The organism is Streptomyces sp. NPDC008086 (assembly GCF_042957325.1).
GTDB lineage: Bacteria > Actinomycetota > Actinomycetes > Streptomycetales > Streptomycetaceae > Streptomyces.
On record NZ_JBIBIA010000002.1, the window covers coordinates 612,179 to 629,443 of the forward strand.

At 68.2% G+C, this 17,265-nt stretch carries 17 protein-coding genes and 2 tRNA genes; 5 read left to right on the forward strand and 14 right to left on the reverse strand.

Annotated features, from left to right (window positions below; translation table 11 throughout):
- Positions 1–10: 10 nt before the first annotated feature.
- From ACFZBP_RS08705 to ACFZBP_RS08725, 5 genes are read right to left on the reverse strand one after another with little or no spacing between them, the layout of a single operon-like run.
- Positions 11–1,315 carry a class E sortase gene (locus ACFZBP_RS08705; RefSeq protein ID WP_391411197.1) on the reverse strand — a complete coding sequence of 435 codons (1,305 nt, stop codon included), beginning with the start codon at positions 1,313–1,315 and terminating at the stop codon, positions 11–13.
- The gene (locus ACFZBP_RS08710; protein WP_391411200.1) at positions 1,312–1,950 is read right to left on the reverse strand and encodes an aminodeoxychorismate/anthranilate synthase component II; all 639 of its coding nucleotides are present in this window, start codon (positions 1,948–1,950) and stop codon (positions 1,312–1,314) included. Before ACFZBP_RS08710 ends, ACFZBP_RS08705 begins: the two co-directional genes overlap by 4 nt.
- Positions 1,947–2,144, reverse strand: a complete 198-nt coding sequence (locus ACFZBP_RS08715; RefSeq protein ID WP_383449873.1) for a hypothetical protein — start codon at positions 2,142–2,144, stop codon at positions 1,947–1,949. The genes ACFZBP_RS08710 and ACFZBP_RS08715 overlap by 4 nt, the downstream gene beginning before the upstream one ends.
- A gap of 17 nt (positions 2,145–2,161) precedes the next feature.
- Complete coding sequence (locus tag ACFZBP_RS08720) at positions 2,162–2,893, reverse strand: class E sortase (RefSeq protein WP_391411202.1); 732 nt, start codon at positions 2,891–2,893, stop codon at positions 2,162–2,164.
- A gap of 29 nt (positions 2,894–2,922) precedes the next feature.
- On the reverse strand, positions 2,923–3,699 hold the full coding sequence (locus ACFZBP_RS08725; RefSeq protein WP_383449693.1) for a DUF881 domain-containing protein: 777 nt from the start codon (positions 3,697–3,699) through the stop codon (positions 2,923–2,925).
- A gap of 141 nt (positions 3,700–3,840) precedes the next feature.
- On the opposite strand from ACFZBP_RS08725, the gene crgA reads away from it, so the two are divergent.
- Positions 3,841–4,095 carry a cell division protein CrgA gene (crgA, locus tag ACFZBP_RS08730; protein ID WP_062721281.1) on the forward strand — a complete coding sequence of 85 codons (255 nt, stop codon included), beginning with the start codon at positions 3,841–3,843 and terminating at the stop codon, positions 4,093–4,095.
- A 281-nt stretch (positions 4,096–4,376) separates the two neighbouring features.
- Here crgA and ACFZBP_RS08735 read toward each other — a convergent pair whose 3' ends face one another.
- Complete coding sequence (locus tag ACFZBP_RS08735; protein ID WP_383449692.1) at positions 4,377–5,264, reverse strand: rhomboid family intramembrane serine protease; 888 nt, start codon at positions 5,262–5,264, stop codon at positions 4,377–4,379.
- Between the two features lie 120 nt (positions 5,265–5,384).
- The gene (locus ACFZBP_RS08740) at positions 5,385–5,918 is read right to left on the reverse strand and encodes a peptidylprolyl isomerase (protein WP_383449859.1); all 534 of its coding nucleotides are present in this window, start codon (positions 5,916–5,918) and stop codon (positions 5,385–5,387) included.
- 326 nt (positions 5,919–6,244) lie between these two features.
- On the opposite strand from ACFZBP_RS08740, the gene ACFZBP_RS08745 reads away from it, so the two are divergent.
- Complete coding sequence (locus ACFZBP_RS08745) at positions 6,245–6,958, forward strand: DUF5324 family protein (protein ID WP_383449691.1); 714 nt, start codon at positions 6,245–6,247, stop codon at positions 6,956–6,958.
- A 458-nt stretch (positions 6,959–7,416) separates the two neighbouring features.
- Here the strand turns inward: ACFZBP_RS08745 and ACFZBP_RS08750 are convergent.
- A tRNA-Ala gene (locus ACFZBP_RS08750) sits at positions 7,417–7,489 on the reverse strand.
- A 182-nt stretch (positions 7,490–7,671) separates the two neighbouring features.
- Between ACFZBP_RS08750 and ACFZBP_RS08755 the strand changes: the two genes are divergently transcribed.
- Positions 7,672–8,220 (forward strand): DNA-binding protein, encoded by a 549-nt coding sequence (locus ACFZBP_RS08755; RefSeq protein WP_383449690.1) that lies wholly within the window; start codon positions 7,672–7,674, stop codon positions 8,218–8,220.
- A gap of 150 nt (positions 8,221–8,370) precedes the next feature.
- On the forward strand, positions 8,371–9,996 hold the full coding sequence (locus ACFZBP_RS08760; protein ID WP_391411206.1) for a protein kinase: 1,626 nt from the start codon (positions 8,371–8,373) through the stop codon (positions 9,994–9,996).
- Between the two features lie 98 nt (positions 9,997–10,094).
- On the opposite strand, the gene ACFZBP_RS08765 is transcribed toward ACFZBP_RS08760, so the two are convergent.
- On the reverse strand, positions 10,095–11,435 hold the full coding sequence (locus ACFZBP_RS08765) for a hypothetical protein (RefSeq protein ID WP_391411620.1): 1,341 nt from the start codon (positions 11,433–11,435) through the stop codon (positions 10,095–10,097).
- Between the two features lie 255 nt (positions 11,436–11,690).
- Positions 11,691–11,819, reverse strand: a complete 129-nt coding sequence (locus ACFZBP_RS08770) for a DLW-39 family protein (protein WP_003999697.1) — start codon at positions 11,817–11,819, stop codon at positions 11,691–11,693.
- A 337-nt stretch (positions 11,820–12,156) separates the two neighbouring features.
- Between ACFZBP_RS08770 and ACFZBP_RS08775 the strand changes: the two genes are divergently transcribed.
- Positions 12,157–12,534 carry a DUF6344 domain-containing protein gene (locus ACFZBP_RS08775; protein WP_383449687.1) on the forward strand — a complete coding sequence of 126 codons (378 nt, stop codon included), beginning with the start codon at positions 12,157–12,159 and terminating at the stop codon, positions 12,532–12,534.
- A gap of 114 nt (positions 12,535–12,648) precedes the next feature.
- On the opposite strand, the gene ACFZBP_RS08780 is transcribed toward ACFZBP_RS08775, so the two are convergent.
- The 4 genes from ACFZBP_RS08780 to gyrA form a co-directional block, all read right to left on the reverse strand.
- Positions 12,649–13,392: an ATP-binding cassette domain-containing protein gene (locus ACFZBP_RS08780; protein WP_391411208.1), complete on the reverse strand. Its 744-nt coding sequence runs from the start codon at positions 13,390–13,392 to the stop codon at positions 12,649–12,651.
- Positions 13,393–13,631: 239 nt separating this feature from the next.
- A tRNA-Ile gene (locus ACFZBP_RS08785) sits at positions 13,632–13,705 on the reverse strand.
- Between the two features lie 109 nt (positions 13,706–13,814).
- Positions 13,815–14,624, reverse strand: coding sequence for a DUF3566 domain-containing protein (locus ACFZBP_RS08790; protein ID WP_391411209.1), 810 nt, complete (start codon positions 14,622–14,624; stop codon positions 13,815–13,817).
- Between the two features lie 18 nt (positions 14,625–14,642).
- Positions 14,643–17,240: a DNA gyrase subunit A gene (gyrA, locus tag ACFZBP_RS08795; protein WP_383449684.1), complete on the reverse strand. Its 2,598-nt coding sequence runs from the start codon at positions 17,238–17,240 to the stop codon at positions 14,643–14,645.
- Between the last annotated feature and the right edge of the window lie 25 nt (positions 17,241–17,265).

Here is a 17,265-nt window from a genome sequence, read left to right on the forward strand (position 1 = left end):
TCATCTGCCCTTAGTTGACGAGCGCATCCGGCTTGCCCTTGCTGCGCGGCCGTTCCTCGACCATCTTGCCCCAGACGATCAACCGGTACTTGCTGGTGAACTCCGGCGTACACGTGGTGAGTGTGATGTAGCGGCCCGCCTTGGTGAACCCCGACCCCGGCGGAACCGGATCCAGCACACTCACATTGCTCGGCGACGTCACCGGCAGGATCGACGCCATCTTGTACACGAAGTACTTGTCCTGCGTCTCCACGACGATCGCGTCGCCCTGCGAGAGACGGTTGATGTACCGGAACGGTTCACCATGCGTGTTGCGATGCCCCGCCAACCCGAAGTTCCCCGTCTTGGCGTCCGGCATCGCCGTCTTCAGCTTGCCCTCGCCGTAGTGACCGACCATGCCCCGGTCGAGCACCTTCTTGTTGCTGACGCCCTCGGCGATCGGCACGACGACGTCCAGCTTCGGGATGTGCAGGATCGCGAAGCCCTGCCCCGGCTCGAACGTCCCCGGACTGCGCTTGCCGCTCGCCCAGTCGTCCTGAAGGCTGCTCGCCTCCTTGTCCGCCTGCGCATGCGCCCGGACATTCGTCCACCACAGCTGGTAGCTCACGAACAGCAGCATCAGCACACCGGTGGTGATGAACACCTCACCGATCGCCCGACTGGCCAGCACCCCCGGACTCGGCTTACGCGCCTTCGCCCGCCTACGGGCCTCCACCCGCGAGAGCGGCGCACCGGAACCCTCCGAACCCGAGTCCGAACCCGAACTCGAATCCGCCTCCTCGGCCTCCGACGCCTGCCGGGAACCCCCATGACGCCCATGACGCCGCTTGGCTGCCCTTCTACGGGCCGCACGGCCCCCCGACGGGGTTCCGGTGGCCGAAGTGACGGAAGAGGCGGCAGAAGCCGATATGGACTCGCCGAAGGACGGCGGATCCGCTATCCGCAGCGCGACGGTCTCGTCGTCCACCGGAGGTATGTACGGCTCCCCATACGGCTCCTCGTACGACGACGCCTCATACGGCTCCTCATAGGCCCCGCCGCCGTACCCGTCGCCCCCATAGCCCTCAGCGGCGTAGCCATCAGCCGCATAACCGTCAGCGGCATAACCGTCACCGCCGTACCCCCCACCCCCCTGGGCCCGCGCCTCCCCCTGCGTGACGTAGTCCTCCCCGCCCTGCCACTCCCCGAGCACACCGGAGCCCTCGTACGGCTGCTGCCCGTACGAGGTGCCCTGGTCGCCGGCGCCACCGTAGGAGTCCGTGAAGGACTCCCCGTACGAGGCGCCGGACTCGCGCTCGGGGCGCAGCGCGGTCACGCCGTGGCCCTGCCCACCACCGGGGCGAGCCCCGCAGACCTCGCCACCGCACCCTGATCGCCACACTCCACCAGCCAGTTGGCCAGCATCCGGTGCCCATACTCGGTCAGCACCGACTCGGGATGGAACTGCACACCCTCCACCCGGAGTTCACGATGCCGCAGCCCCATGATGATCCCGTCGTGCGTACGAGCCGTGACCTCCAGCTCGGCCGGCACCGTCCCCGGCTCCGCCGCCAGCGAGTGGTAGCGGGTCGCCGTGAACGGCGTCGGCAGGCCCGCGAAGACACCCTTGCCCTCGTGCTCCACCAGCGAGGTCTTGCCGTGCAGCAACTCCGGCGCACGATCCACCACACCGCCGTACGCCACCTGCATCGACTGCATACCGAGACAGACACCGAACACCGGCACCCCCGTCGAGGCACAGTGCCGGACCATGTCCACGCACACACCCGCCTCCTCCGGCGTCCCCGGCCCCGGCGACAGCAGCACACCGTCGAAACCGTCCTGGGCATGCGCCGTCGACACCTCGTCGTTGCGCAGCACCTCGCACTCGGCACCCAGCTGGTACAGGTACTGGACCAGGTTGAAAACGAAGCTGTCGTAGTTGTCCACGACCAGAATGCGCGCGCTCACTGGTTGTCCACCGTCACATCGTTGAAGGGCAGCAGCGGCTCGGCCCACGGGAAGACGAAGTTGAACAGGACGTAGACCACGGCCACGACCAGAGCGAGCGAGATCAGCGCCCTCACCCACGCATTCCCCGGCAGATGCCGCCAGATCCAGCCGTACATGCCGTCCCTTCCGTCGCACCACGGCACCAGACTCACGCCGTACAGCCAACAGACTAACGGCGCAACGCCTCCGGTTTCCCGGCCTCCACAGGCTGAGTGGAGTCCAGATGGGCCCACACGATCAGCCGGTGACTGTGACCCCACTCCGGATCACACGTGGTCAGAGTCAGATAGCGGCCTTCACGCGTGTACCCCGACTTACGGGGCACAGCGTCGATCACCTCAATGTCCGTGGGCAGGGTTTTGTATGGGCCTTTGTCGATCCGATACGTGAACCAGGTGGTCCCGTCGGTCAGCACCACGGCGTCACCGGGCCGCAGCCTCGGAAAATCCTTGAAGGGATCACCGTACGTACGCCGGTGACCCGCCACCGAGAAGTTCCCCTTCTGCCCGAGCTGCGCAGTCCTCGCGTAGTGACCGAGCCCCTTCTTCAAGGTCCCCGCGGCGGTGCCTTCGAGCACCGGCTTGTTCCACGTGAAACCAAGACGCGGGATGTACATGATCGCGAAAGGCTTGCCCGCGCTGTACGGGCCAGGACTCGGCGGACTCCCCGACACCGACCCACCCTCTTCGCCACCCGCACCGCCCCCGGCCTCACCGCCGGCAGCCGAAGCCGTCGGACGCACCGCACCCTGCGCCCACTGCTCCTGTAACCGATCGATCTGATCGTCCATGACGTGATCGGCCTTCACACCGGTCCAGAACAGCACATAGACGACGAACAGGACGATCACAGTGCCCACGGTGATACACAGCTCGCTGAAGGTCCTGACGACGACACGCACCGGCAGCTCCAGAGAGGGCTAGAGCGGGCTCACTCCACGGGCTTGGCGTACTGCAGATCCACTGTGCCCGAGTAACCCGGCAGAGTCACCGTCCCGTCCTCGGTCACTTTCCAGCCCAGACCGTAGACATTGACGTACACCATGTAGTTCTGGATCGCCGGCGACGCCGCCAGCGCCTTCTGCATCCTCTCCGGATCCCCCACCGCGGTGATCTTGTACGGCGGCGAGTAGACCCGACCCTGCAGAATCAGCGTGTTGCCCACGCACCGCACCGCACTGGTGGAGATCAACCGCTGGTCCATCACCTTGATCCCCTTGGCACCGCTCTGCCACAGCGCGTTGACCACAGCCTGGAGATCCTGCTGGTGAATGACCAGGTAATCGGGCTGCGGCTCCGGATAACCGGGAAGCTTGGCCGTCGCGTCCGGCGGCGCGTCGTTCAACGTGACCGAGATCGCCTCACCCGTCAGCTTCTGCGTCCCCGCGTTCTCCTCCAACGCCGCCAGCTTGGCGTCCTCGGCCTTGGTACTACCGTCGTCCCGCTCCGCCAGCGCCTCCACGTCACCCCGCAGAACCGCGTTGGACTCGTTGAGCTGACCGTTCTTGTGACTGCGCTCCTGGATGAGGTCCGACAGCTTCAGCAGCGAGGCGTCCGTACGGATATTGGTGCCCTTGGCCGTGTTGAAACTGGTGAAGAAGATGAGCCCCGCGAGAGCGAAGACGGCCGCGGTCAGCACCCGCACCGGCCGGAATCGGCCACGGACAGGACTGGATCCCGTCCCGGGGGAGTCGGCAGAATTGCTCAACGTACCCTTATCTCCTTCGGCGCCGCGGAAGCACTACGCTAACGGACGCCCGGGGGAGCAATCAGAGTCCCCTTGTACGCTGCCCCGAGCCAGCCAAAGTTCCCTGCGCGGCCACGCAGCGCATCGACAGGAGAGACCCTCGTGCCGAAGTCACGTATCCGCAAGAAGGCCGACTACACGCCGCCGCCGTCGAAGCAGGCGGCCGCCATCAAGCTGAACAGCCGCGCATGGGTCGCGCCCGTGATGCTGGCCATGTTCCTCATCGGCCTGGCCTGGATCGTCGTCTTCTACGTGACCGACGGTTCGCTGCCCATCGACGCTCTGGGCAACTGGAACATCGTGGTGGGCTTCGGCTTCATCGCCGCCGGATTCGGCGTCTCCACCCAGTGGAAGTAGCCGCCGAACGGGCGGTCACTTCACGGTGAACGCAGCTCTGCCCAGGGCTATCCGCTGAGTTATCCACAGCCGTTGTCCACAGTGTTGAAAAAGAAAAGACGATCTGTGGATAACTCATCGACTGTTGACGCCGGTGTGACGAATCAGCCGCCCGGCGCCCACTATCGAAAACCCGTTCGCCCCCTGCCTGACCTGCGGAAACGCGGTTCAGCGACAGGGGGCACAGCTGTTCCCGCACAGTGTGCACAAGATCCGGCACCCACTGTGGACAACTGTGCGCGTTAAGTGAGCTGGGCAGTCCTGAGCAGGGTCAGGAGCACTACGACGGCCAGGACCAGCGCGCTTGCGCCGTACTGGATCAGCGCCCGGTGCTCACGTGGGGCGTGGACCATCGCGTAGCCCGTGATGACGCCGGCGACGAGGCCGCCGATGTGGGCCTGCCAGGAGATGTTGAATCCCGGGGTGAAGGTGAAGATCAGGTTGATCACCAGCAGGGCGATGATCGGCCGCATGTCGTGGTTGAGGCGCCGCATGAGGACGGCGGTGGCGCCGAACAGGCCGAAGATTGCGCCGGAGGCGCCGAGCGTGGCCGTGTTCGGTGGGGCCAGGAGGTAGGCGAGGGCGCTGCCTGCGAGGCCGGAGACGAAGTAGACCGTGAGGTAGCGGGCGCGGCCGAGGGCGGTTTCCAGGGGGCCGCCGAGCCACCAGAGGCTGAGCATGTTGAAGCCGAGGTGCCAGGGTGCCTCGTGGGTGAACATCGAGGTGACCAGGCGGTACCACTCGCCTCCTGCGACGCCTTGGGTGGGTGTGTACGGCGCCGGTGGCCATGCGCCGAGGAGGACCAGGTCGGTGAGGAGGGCGTCGCTGGTCTGGACGGCGATGAAGATCGCCAGGTTGATCCCGATGAGGATCTTGGTGAGGAGGCGGGGGTCGGCGGTGAGGGTGCCGCCTGCCAGGGTGCGGGGCTGGGAGGCGGTGGGGGCGTGGCCGGTGCCGGAGCCGGTGCGGACGCAGTTGGGGCATTGGAAGCCGACGGAGGCGTTGACCATGCATTCGGGGCAGATGGGGCGTTCGCAGCGGGTGCAGCGGATGCCGGTCTCGCGGTCCGGGTGGCGGTAGCAGACGGGCAGGCTCTGGGCGTCCTGCGGGCTGCCTGCCGGCTGGTCCATGAGGTCCCCTAGGTCGTCGTACGCGGTGCACGTCCTCATACACCGCCCCGCTCTTCCTTACGGACGAGCGGGGCGTTTGGTTCCCTGTGGGAGGTGTCGGGCGCTGTTCGCGTCGCTGTCTCAGTTCTCGCGGGTCTCGATGACGACCGACTCGATGACGATGTCGCTGACGGGGCGGTCGGTGCGGGGGTTGGTCTGGACGGCGGCGATGGTGTCGACGGTCTTCTGGCTGGCGGGGTCGGTGACCTCGCCGAAGATGGTGTGCTTGCGGTTCAGCCAGGTGGTCGGGGAGACGGTGATAAAGAACTGGGAGCCGTTGGTGCCCGGGCCGGCGTTGGCCATGGCGAGCAGGTAGGGCTTGTCGAAGCGGAGGTCGGGGTGGAACTCGTCCTGGAACTGGTAGCCGGGGCCGCCGGTGCCGTTGCCGAGGGGGTCGCCGCCCTGGATCATGAAGCCGCTGATGACGCGGTGGAAGACCGTGCCGTCGTAGAGCTTGGCCGTGGACTTCTCGCCGGTGGTGGGGTTCGTCCACTCACGCTCGCCCTGGGCAAGTTCGACGAAGTTCTTGACCGTGATCGGCGCGTGGTTGGGGAAGAGCCGGACCTCGATGTCGCCGTGGTTGGTCTTCAGGGTGGCGTAGAGCTGCTCGGCCACGATCTGCCTTCCGTTGTCTTCCTGTGACTCCCCGATCCTCGCACGGACGGTGGTGTCCGTCGCCCGGCGTTCGTTCACCCGCACGCAACCGGGCTGATTCCTTGCAGAAAACCCATCGAGTCGGTCCGTGGCGGGGGCGCGACGGGAAGAACCGTGGCATTGTCGACGACAAGCCACCGTTGCCCCGCATTGGTCCGTTATTGCACTTGATCTAGCACATCGGCACCCATATGCCCGCCCTCACATGCCGCAGAGCGTTCCGGCAGGCATGATCCGTAAAAGGGTGGAAAGTCGAATTACCGTACGCCACCGAGGAGGAGGAACCCGTGACCCGCATCGACAGCGTGCGCGCCGCGACCGGCTCGGCGAAGGACAGCGTGCTGCACGCCGCGGAAGTGGTGGCGCCCTACGCCGACACCGCCAAGGACAGGGCTACGCACTACGCACACGAGGCACGCGTACGGCTCGCGCCGAAGGTGACGCAGGCCACCGAGCAGGCCCGCGCGCAGGCCCTTATGCAGTACGGCACGTATGTCGCGCCGCGCCTGGAGCAGGCCCGTGCACATGTGCCGCCGAAGGTCGACCAGGCCGCTCATGAGGCTGCCGTCCGTACGCGTCAGGCTGCCCGGCAGGCCGCCGTGTACTCCCGGCCGAAGCTGGAGCAGGCCGTGGCGGCGGCGGGGCCCGTCAGGGACGAGGCCACTGCGCGTGGTGCGGCCGCGTTGGCCGCGTTGCGCGGTCAGGTCTCGCCGAAGGAGATCCAGAAGCTGGTCCGTAAGCATCAGCGGCGTGCCAAGGCCGGCCGTGCCGCGAAGGTGCTGGCGGTGCTGGGTGTTCTGGCGGGCGGCGCCTTCGCCGCCTGGAAGTGGTGGGACAAGCAGGCCAACCCTGACTGGTTGGTCGAGCCTCCGGCCGCGACCGAGGTCCCTGAGGCGAACCGTCTGTCGTCGGTGGACGGCAGCGGAAAGTCCGCCCTTGATCCCGAGGTCCAGGCGAAGGAAGCCGAGGAGGAGGCGGCCCGGCGCGACGAGGGCCGCTGAGGTGAAGGGCCGGTGACGGCCCGGAGATCGAACTGCGCTGTGGGGCGGGAGACTTGAGGGTCTCCCGCCCCACAGCGATGTTTCACGTGGAACACCGTCCGCATCGCACCCGGCACCCGCGGCGGCGGCGTTTACGCCCGCGCTCCACGATGACGTTTGCAACGGCTGCCGTGTGCAGGTCTCGCGCAGATTTCCTTAACGGGCTGCACCCTTCTGATTACCCGAGGACGTTAACGCCAGCTCACAAAGGCCTTCCGTATCTGCGCGCAGACTCCGGCACCGCGTCCATGACCTGCGCAACCACCGGCGCTGCCGCTGCTCGCAGCTGTTTGCGCAAATATCTGCCAATGACGCCACCTCCCCTCACGTGACGCACGTCACTCGGGGGTCGTGCCCGTGCACGTCCGGGCATGCGAAGACCGGCCAGAGGCGGTGAAGCGTCTGACCGGTCCGAGGTGTGGAGCCTAGGGGAGTCGAACCCCTGACATCTGCCATGCAAAGACAGCGCTCTACCAACTGAGCTAAGGCCCCGGAAAGAGGAGCGTCCAACCGGAAGAACCGCGTACCGGCGGGCGCCGCAGACCAGAGTACCGGGTCGCCCCCCGTATCTCGCAAAAAGATTGGGGGTCCCGGTGAACGACCACTCTCCGTAAGATGCTCGGCGTGGTTCGCTACAGCGAACCGCAGTTTTGGGGAAGCGATGGGGAGACGCAATGGACGCCGCACAGCAGGAAGCCACCGCAAGAGCGCGGGATCTGCAGCGGAACTGGTATGGGGAGCCGCTGGGGACGCTCTTCCGTAAGCTCATCGACGATCTTGGTCTTAACCAGGCTCGTCTCGCGGGGGTTCTGGGACTGTCCGCACCGATGCTGTCGCAGCTGATGAGCGGTCAGCGGGCGAAGATCGGCAATCCCGCCGTGGTCCAGCGGGTGCAGCTGCTGCAGGACCTGGCGGGGCAGGTCGCGGACGGCAGCGTGAGCGCGGCCGAGGCGACCGAGCGGATGGACGAGATCAAGAAGTCGCAGGGGGGCTCGGTGCTCAGCAACACCACACAGACGACGAACAGTTCGGGAGCGCCCACGGTCAAGCGGGTGGTTCGGGAGATCCAGTCACTGCTGCGCTCGGTCGCGGCCGCGGGGGACATCATCGAGGCCGCTGACACCCTCGCCCCCACCCACCCGGAACTGGCAGAGTTCCTCCGGGTGTACGGCGCGGGCCGCACGTCCGACGCGGTCGCGCACTACCAGTCCCACCAGAGCTGACCCCGAGGCCCGGTCGCCGAAGGGGGTTCGGCAACCGGGCCGACGGCCCACGTCCCGGAAGGACGCGGATGCGTCAGCGAGGGGGAGTCGTATCGCTCGTCGCGGGGGAAGCAAGGGGGGTAGCCGAAGGGGGAGGAGCGACGCACAGCCATGGGTGAGGTCTTCGCCGGCCGGTACGAACTGGTCGACCCGATCGGACGCGGCGGCGTAGGTGCCGTCTGGCGTGCCTGGGACCACCGGCGCCGCCGGTATGTGGCCGCCAAGGTGCTCCAGCAGAGCGACGCGCACTCGCTGCTGCGGTTCGTCCGCGAACAGGCCCTGCGGATCGATCACCCCCATGTGCTCGCGCCGGCCAGCTGGGCCGCCGACGACGACAAGGTCCTGTTCACCATGGACCTGGTGGCCGGCGGTTCCCTGGTCCATCTCATCGGGGACTACGGCCCCTTGGCCCCCTCTTTCGTCTGTACGCTCCTCGACCAGCTCCTCGCCGGGCTGGCCGCGGTGCACGCGGAAGGCGTCGTCCACCGTGACATCAAGCCCGCCAACCTGCTCCTCGAAGCCACCGGCACGGCGCGTCCGCGGCTGCGTCTGTCGGACTTCGGCATCGCCATGCGGCTTGGCGAGCCCCGGCTGACGGAGACCAACCTCGTGGTGGGCACTCCCGGCTATCTCGCGCCCGAGCAACTCATGGGTGCGGAACCGGACTTCCCCGCCGACCTGTTCGCCGTGGGACTTGTCGCCCTGTATCTGCTGGAGGGCGCCAAGCCTGACGTGAAGGCGCTCGTGCAGTACTTCGCGGATCACGGGACGCCCGGTGCGCCCAAGGGCATTCCCGAGCCGCTCTGGCAGGTCGTGGCGTCGCTGTTGCAGCCGGATCCCCACGCACGGTTCCGCACGGCCACGGGGGCGCGCAAGGCGCTCGCCTCGGCCGCGGAGCTCCTGCCGGAACCTGGTCCGGACGACGAGATCATCGAGATCTTCGATCAGATCGGGCCGCTGCCCAAGGGGTTCGGGCCGGACGGGCCGCTCCAACGGGCGCCGGGGGTCGACGAGAGCACGGCTGGCCGACGCCGGTTCGGCGCGGGCACGGACTCGGTGGGGACGGCCAACTCCGGTTCCCTGCATACGGGTACCGGGGCGGTGGCCAGCGCCTCCGGCTCCGGCTCCGGCCCCGGGACAGCAGGCACCGGCTCGGGCATCGCGCCCAGCGATCCGCGCCAGGGCGTGGCCGGGCCGGCCCCGGCTTCCCGGGAATCGTCCGTCCCCTCGCGGGCCGGCGACACGGACGGGTCCGTCAGCATGTCGGACACCGGCAGCTTCCACCTGCCGCCCCCGCAGGACACCGTCTCCTCCGCGCGGCCTCAGACACCCCCGCCCCAGCCGCCCTGGACCCCGGCCCCGACCCCGAGCCAGGTCCAGAGTCAGCCGGACCAGGCACACCAAGGCGCACAGCACCACTTCACCCACGCCTCGCCCTACGACACCACGCACGTCCTGTCCTCCCCCCGACCCCGCACACCGCAGTACCCGCCGCAGCCTCCGACGCCGGTGCAACACCAACGCGTCGATGCCTCTACTGCTTCGTACACCGCTCAGAGCCCGCAGGTTCCACCTTCGGCGCCCTCAATTCCGCAGCCGCACCGCCGCGGCGGCCACCGTGCCGCCCGCCGCCTCGCACGCCGCCGGCCCGGCCCGCCCGCGAAGGTGGCGGTACCGCTCCTGCTGCTGGCGCTGGCCTGCTACGCCGTGGGGTTCTGGGCCCTGGCCCGCATCTGAGCCCGCCTCGGGGGCGACAGCAGGAGGGCGGACGACGACCTCGGCCCGTAAGCCGCGCCGACGGGGCCCACGCCGCGCCCTGTGCCGCCCTCGCGGTCCTACAGGGCCGCAGCCCTGCGCCGAGCCACCACCGTCCACACCCCGAGCACCACCAGCACCACAGTCCCCGTGCCGAACCCGCTCACCGCCAGCACGGTCATCGCGGAGTCGGCTCCACTCCCGGTCCCGCCCGCCGTCCCGGCCGCCTGATCGCCGCCGGTCCCGCCCTGAGCGAGCTGGAAGAGTCCCTCGGGCTGGGACTCCCCCGCATAGCTGGGACCGGTCTGCGACGCGCCTTCCACTCGCACGCGCAACGTCAGCCGGAACGGTCCCTCGCCGTACTTCTCGGCGACCTCGGCCGCGAGGTTCACCACGAGGTAGTAGGAACCGGCGAACCGCATCCCGTTGAGCGGGTCGAGCCGGGCGTACCGGTTCTCGTACGCGACCGGAGGCGGGGGATCGAGCTCTGCGGACTTCTGGCGGCCGTCGTAGGTGACGCTCGCCTCGTCGACGAAGCCGTGCACGGGGTTGTAGAGCGAGAGGTTCAGGGCGCCGCCCGCGGAGCCCTTGCCGCTGCTGGAGCTGCCCAGTTCGGCGGTGGCGTTCAGCTGGCGCCCCCAGTCGAGCGGCACCTTGTAGAAGAGCGTTCGGCCGGGCTCGATGTCGGAGCTCCAAACGCCGTTCCTGATGGATGCCGCCGAGGCGAAGCCGGAGCCGCCCTCGCGCCGGGCGGCGTCGCCGGTGAGGGGTGTCGGCGGGGCGGAGTTCCAGCCCTTGGGCGCTTCTGTGGTGCCGGCCTGCTCTAGAGGGGGCTCCGTGACGGCGAAGAGCTCCAGGTCCCAGGGGTCCGGCACGAAAGTCACCGTGCTGATGCGCTCGAGGACCACGTAATAGGTGCCTCTGGTCGCGCAGCGGGTCGGCTTGACGGAGATTTCACGCCCGGCCCACGCCGCGAGCGGACGGGCGGTGGCGACGATGCCGTAGGTCTCGCTGTCGGAGGAGCAGATGCTGCCGTCGGAGTCCTCCACGGAGACCCTGATGCCGTCGCCGGGGCGGATGGTGCTGCCGGCTGGGGGGACGGCGGTGGCGGACACGTACGCGTCCGAGGCGGCGTCGAGTTCGAGGCTGTAGTAGATCTTCCCGTCGCTCGGCAGGGAGCTGCGGTACGTCCTGCCCGCTGTGAGAGGCGCGGCGCCCGCGGAGCCCGTCGCTCCCGGAACGAACTGTGCGTCCGGCGCGTAGGCGTAGGGGCTGGGCGTTCCGGCCGCGAGCGCGGCTCCGCCCGGCACGGCAGCCGTCATGCACAGCAGCAGTGCCCCTACGACGGCCACGCGCGCGCGTGCCGCGGGACGACGCCACGCCTTCGCCCGGCGCCACCACGCCGTACGCCGCCTCCTCATCACGCGCCACCCCTCGCCGCCGCCGGACCATGGACCGTCGCCCATCCTGCCCAGCCGTGCCGCCCGCCACCCACGCAATCCGTACGGCCGTCCGAAACGCCCGGCTCTAAGGTCTCCGCGCCGGTCCCGCAACTCGAACCGTGCCGCTCCGCGCCGCCGCCGCACGAGTGGCCCGAGCACAGGAGAGGAGGCCCGGGCACACAAAACCCCGACCGCTCGGCGGCCGGGGTCTGCTTCAGATTCCGATGTGGTGACTCACGAACCCGTGGGCACGGAGTCAGTCGCCTCCGTCCACAGATCCTGCTCGGCGCGATCCGCCTGGATCTGGCGGTACACGAGGAGCCCGCCGATGGCGGCCAGTGCGACCAGGAGAAGCTTCTTCACCGCGCGACCTCGTCTTTCCTTGACGTAGGGGACCTCTGGCGCCCGACTATACACACCGACCGATATCGATCGGTGACCTGCGTCCGGGCTCAACTGCCCTCCGGAACAGCGCAGTAGAAGCGGATCAGATCGCTCCGATCGGAGGGTGATCACACCTCGACAGAGGGTTACTTCGCTCCGCTTCCTCCGTGTTTCCGCGCTCTTCGAGTTTCTTGCACCCATTCGAGTGTTGTTCATCTGAAGATCGACGCGTCATGGGCGTCGGTCCATGACTTCTCGGCCCCCATACACATCATGAGGAAAGTACGCAAATCGCCCAACCCGAAAGTGAGGGGCCATGACCAGGAACAAGGTCATGAAGCTGTGGACCGCCATTGTCTCCGCCTTCCTCGCGCTGTTCTCGGCGCTCGGATTCGTCTCGACCTCCGCCGCCGCGGCCGTGCCGCACACCGAGACGACCCGCAAGAGCGGCAGCGACGACAGCGACCGCAACGCGGAGCTGACGGTGCCGGCGATGCCTCACTGGGCATGGTCCTACGCCAGGGCCCTGCCTCCCACGATGAAGCAGCGCATCCGGGCCGAGGCCCACGGCAAGACCCCCAGCTGCCGCCACCGCCCGCTCACGGACACGGAAGCGGCCATGTCCGACTCGGCCACCCGCGAGTGCGCCCACGCCGGCTCCCCAGCTCAACCGCTCGTCCCGCACCAGCGTTGAACCGACGGCTCGCCCCCTGAGCCGTCCCCCTTTGCCCCTCTGTGCAACGCCTGTTGATCCCAGTACCGCTTGTGACAACAGCACCGTTTGTGACAACGGCCCCCAGGGCGTGCTTCACCCTGCTTCGACGATGTGCCGCAGATAGGCCCATGGATCGTTGAGGTAACGCCTCCAGTGGTCGACGAGTTCCAGATCCCGCCAGCCGGCGGGACGCATTCCGTGGTCGCCCACCTCGATGATCTCGGCGCCTGGCAGCGCCGTCAGCACGGGTGAGTGCGTGGCACAGACGATCTGTGCACCGGAGCGCCCCAGTTCATGCAGATGTCCGACGAGTTGAAGACAGGAAGCGAAGGACAGCGCGGCCTCGGGTTCGTCCAAGACGTACAGCCCAGGCCCCTGAAACCGCTCGCGGAAGGCCATCAGAAAGCCCTCGCCGTGGCTCATCTCGTCCGCGGCCCCGGACAGCCTTCCCGTCTCCTGTTCCCGGCCCAGCGCGTCCAGCGCCGTCTCCGCCCGCAGAAAGAAGCCTCTGCGGCGCGTCCGAGGCCCGCGCAGCATCCGACGCCCGGCCGCCGTCGCCTCGAACCGTATCCGGCCGCCCAGTGCCGACGGCTCACGCCGGCTCGCGTACTTGTAGCCCGCGGATCCGCCCCAGGAGTCCAGGCCGAACCCCTCTGCCAGCGCCTCTACGAGCGTCGACTTGCCCGAGCCGTTCTCCCCCACCAGGAACGTGACCGGCGCGGTGAACGTCAGGCCGTCCTCCAGCAGCTGCCGTACGCACGGCACCGACCACGGCCACTGGCCGCCTTCCTCCAGCTCGGCCTCGGCGACATGCGCGTATGCCCGTTCGACGATCATGCCGCCAGGCTCTCATCCGGCACTGACAACCGCGCCGGACGATCCTTCACCGCCGCCGCTGCCCGAGGGCCTCCAGAGGGCCACCTCGGCGTCCTGGTCATCGGGCACGATCACGTGTCGCCGTTCCAAGGCCATCCGGGAAGTCTAGGTCGAGCAGGAGTTCGATACCCGTCGAACGGCGTGACGGCCGTACATACCAAAGACCCCCAACCATGACCGGTTGGGGGTCTTTTCGCATGTGGGGCTAACAGGATTTGAACCTGTGGCCTCATCCTTATCAGGGATGCGCTCTAACCAACTGAGCTATAGCCCCGCCGCGCTCTGCGGTGTGTCCCGCGCGCTGACTCCTGAAGATTAGCGCACGACCGGGGCAGTCCCAAAATCGGTTGTCGGGGGACGGTCAGCCGCGGTTCAACCGCAGGTCACTCGTCCTCGGCCAGCGTCAGCTCTACGCCGCCCACGAAGCCGGCGGACAGGTTGTAGATGAACGCGCCGAGGGTCGCCAGCGCCGTCGCGAGGACGACGTCGATGACCGCGATGATCGACGTGAACATCAGGACGTGCGGCAGGGACAGGAACGACTGCAGGTCGAAGCCGTTCGACTCGTTCGAGCCTGTGGCCTCGGAGATCGTGCCGCCGACCGTCGAGAAGACGCCCATCGCGTCCATGACCATCCACAGCACCGCGGCCGCGACGATCGTGCAGATGCCCAGCGCGATGGAGAGCAGGAAGCTGACCTTCATCACCGACCACGGGTCGGCCTTGGCCACGCGCAGGCGCGCCTTGCGGGTGCGGGGCGTCGTACTGGCCCCCGTGCGCGGCCTGCGCACCCCGCTCGCCGGAGCGGGCGTCTGGTAGGCCTGCGGCGGGTGGTAGGGCCCGGCGGCGGGCTGCTGTGCCTGCCGTTCGCCGGGCAGCGGCGACGCGGACGGCGCCGCGGCGGCCTGCTGGGCCCCTGTGGGCGCCGGCTGCGGCTGGGCGCCGGGACCGGCCGAACCCGCGCCGGCCGCGTACTGCTGGGACTGCGGGCCTCGGCTGTCCGTCACGGTTCCCCCCTGGGATCCACCGCCTGACGAGGGCGAGTCCTTCGAGGGCGACTTGATCGCCTTCAGCTGAGTGGTGTGCGTGTCCGTCGCACGCGCGGCGGAGCCACGGCCTCCGCCGTCCGTCTCCTTACCGGCCGTAGAACCGGTCGGGGTTCCGGACGATCCGGCGCCCGTGGCTCCGCTCACGATGACTCACTCCTCGTGCTACTCGGCCGAGGGTGCCTCACCCTCGTCCGTGCCGATGGTCGCGGCGGCATCCTCGGCGGTCTCGTCGACGGCCACATCGCCGTCGACCTCCTCCGCCTCGCGTCCCGCCTCGGCGTTACGTGCGATGCCCACGACGGCATCGCGCTTGCCCAGGTTGATCAGTTGGACGCCCATGGTGTCACGGCCCGTCTCCCTGACCTCGTTGACTCGCGTACGAATCACACCGCCGCCCAGCGTGATGGCGAGGATCTCGTCGGTCTCCTCGACCACCAGCGCACCGACGAGGGAGCCACGGTCCTCGACGATCTTGGCGGCCTTGATACCGAGGCCACCGCGACCCTGGACGCGGTACTCGTCGACGGGGGTCCGCTTCGCGTACCCGCCGTCGGTGGCAGTGAACACGAACGTACCGGTTCGAACAACATTCATCGAGAGCAGCTCGTCCCCCTCGCGGAAGCTCATGCCCTTGACGCCGGAGGTGGCGCGGCCCATGGGACGCAGCGACTCGTCCGTGGCCGTGAACCGGATCGACTGTGCCTTCTTGCTGATCAGAAGCAGATCGTCGTCGGCGGAGACGAGTTCGGCGCCGATCAGTTCGTCGTCGGAACCGTCCTCGCGCTCACGCAAGTTGATCGCGATCACGCCGCCGGAGCGGGGCGAATCGTAATCCTTCAGCGGCGTCTTCTTCACAAGTCCGCCCTTCGTGGCGAGCACCAGGTACGGCACCGCCTCGTAGTCGCGGATCGCGAGGATCTCGGCGATCGCCTCGTCCGGCTGGAAGGCGAGCAGGTTCGCCACGTGCTGGCCACGCGCGTCACGGCCGGCATCCGGGAGCTCGTACGCCTTGGCCCGGTACACGCGGCCCTTGTTGGTGAAGAACAGCAGCCAGTGGTGCGTGGTCGAGACGAAGAAGTGGTCGACGATGTCGTCTTCCTTCAGCTTCGTGCCGCGTACGCCCTTGCCACCGCGCTTCTGCGCCCGGTAGTCGACGGTCTTGGTGCGCTTGACGTAACCGCTGCGCGAGACCGTGACGACGATGTCCTCCTCGGCGATCAGGTCCTCGATGGACATGTCGCCGTCGTAGGGCACCAGCATCGTCTTGCGGTCGTCGCCGTACTTCTCGACGATCGCGGCGAGTTCCGCACTGACGATGCCGCGCTGGCGGACCGGCGAGGCGAGGATCTCGTTGTACTCGGTGATCTTCGCCTGGAGCTCGTCGTGCTCCTGGATGATCTTCTGACGCTCCAGGGCGGCCAGTCGGCGCAGCTGCATCTCGAGGATGGCGTTGGCCTGGATCTCGTCGATCTCCAGGAGCTCCATCAGGCCCCCGCGCGCGATCTCGACGGTGTCGCTGCGCCGGATCAGCGCGATGACCTCGTCGATGGCGTCCAGGGCCTTCAGCAGGCCGCGCAGGATGTGCGCCCGCTCCTCGGCCTTGCGCAGCCTGAACTTCGTACGGCGGACGATGACCTCGATCTGGTGCGTCACCCAGTGCCGGATGAACGCGTCCAGGGAGAGGGTGCGCGGGACGCCGTCGACGAGCGCCAGCATGTTGGCACCGAAGTTCGTCTGCAGGTCCGTGTGCTTGTAGAGGTTGTTGAGTACGACCTTGGCGACCGCGTCCCTCTTGAGCACGATGACGAGGCGCTGACCGGTACGGGAGCTGGTCTCGTCGCGGACGTCCGCGATGCCGCCGATCTTGCCGTCCTTCACCAGGTCGGCGATCTTCTGCGCGAGGTTGTCCGGGTTGACCTGGTAGGGCAGCTCCGTGACCACCAGGCACTGGCGGTTCTGGATCTCCTCGACCTCGACGACCGCGCGCATGGTGATCGAGCCGCGGCCGGTGCGGTACGCCTCCTCGATGCCCTTGCGGCCCACCACGAGGGCGCCGGTCGGGAAGTCCGGGCCCTTGATGCGCTCGATGAGGGCGTCCAGGAGCTCCTCGTGCGAGGCCTCCGGGTTCTCCAGGTACCACTGGGCTCCGGCCGCGACCTCGCGCAGGTTGTGCGGCGGGATGTTGGTGGCCATGCCGACCGCGATGCCGGCCGAGCCGTTGATCAGCAGGTTCGGGAAGCGGGACGGCAGGACGGTCGGCTCCTGGGAGCGGCCGTCGTAGTTGTCCGTGAAGTCGACGGTCTCCTCGTCGATGTCACGGACCATCTCCATCGACAGCGGCGCCATCTTGCACTCGGTGTACCGCATGGCCGCCGCCGGGTCGTTGCCCGGAGAGCCGAAGTTGCCGTTGGAGTCCACGAGCGGCATGCGCATCGACCACGGCTGGGCGAGGCGGACCAGGGCGTCGTAGATCGAGGAGTCGCCGTGCGGGTGGTAGTTGCCCATGACGTCACCGACGACACGGGCGCACTTGTAGAAGCCGCGCTCGGGGCGGTAGCCGCCGTCGTACATGGCGTACAGGACGCGGCGGTGGACGGGCTTGAGGCCGTCACGGACGTCCGGCAGCGCGCGGGAGACGATGACGGACATCGCGTAGTCGAGGTAGGAGCGCTGCATCTCCGTCTCGAGCCCGACGGGCTCGACACGCTGGGCGATGTCGCCGCCCTCGTCAGGCGTGACGGGAGTGTTCTCGTCGGTCATTGCTGGTGAAGGTCCTTCCTGGTGC

What these genes read in the sequence shown, in the direction of transcription:
- ACFZBP_RS08735 (WP_383449692.1), bottom strand. Translation starts at nt 5,264, where the DNA reads ATGGACCAGCCGGCAGGCAGCCCGCAGGACGCCCAGAGCCTGCCCGTC.
- ACFZBP_RS08755 (WP_383449690.1), top strand. Translation starts at nt 7,672, where the DNA reads ATGGACGCCGCACAGCAGGAAGCCACCGCAAGAGCGCGGGATCTGCAG.
- ACFZBP_RS08760 (WP_391411206.1), top strand. Translation starts at nt 8,371, where the DNA reads ATGGGTGAGGTCTTCGCCGGCCGGTACGAACTGGTCGACCCGATCGGA.
- ACFZBP_RS08765 (WP_391411620.1), bottom strand. Translation starts at nt 11,435, where the DNA reads ATGAGGAGGCGGCGTACGGCGTGGTGGCGCCGGGCGAAGGCGTGGCGT.
- ACFZBP_RS08775 (WP_383449687.1), top strand. Translation starts at nt 12,157, where the DNA reads ATGACCAGGAACAAGGTCATGAAGCTGTGGACCGCCATTGTCTCCGCC.
- ACFZBP_RS08780 (WP_391411208.1), bottom strand. Translation starts at nt 13,392, where the DNA reads ATGATCGTCGAACGGGCATACGCGCATGTCGCCGAGGCCGAGCTGGAG.
- gyrA (WP_383449684.1), bottom strand. Translation starts at nt 17,240, where the DNA reads ATGACCGACGAGAACACTCCCGTCACGCCTGACGAGGGCGGCGACATC.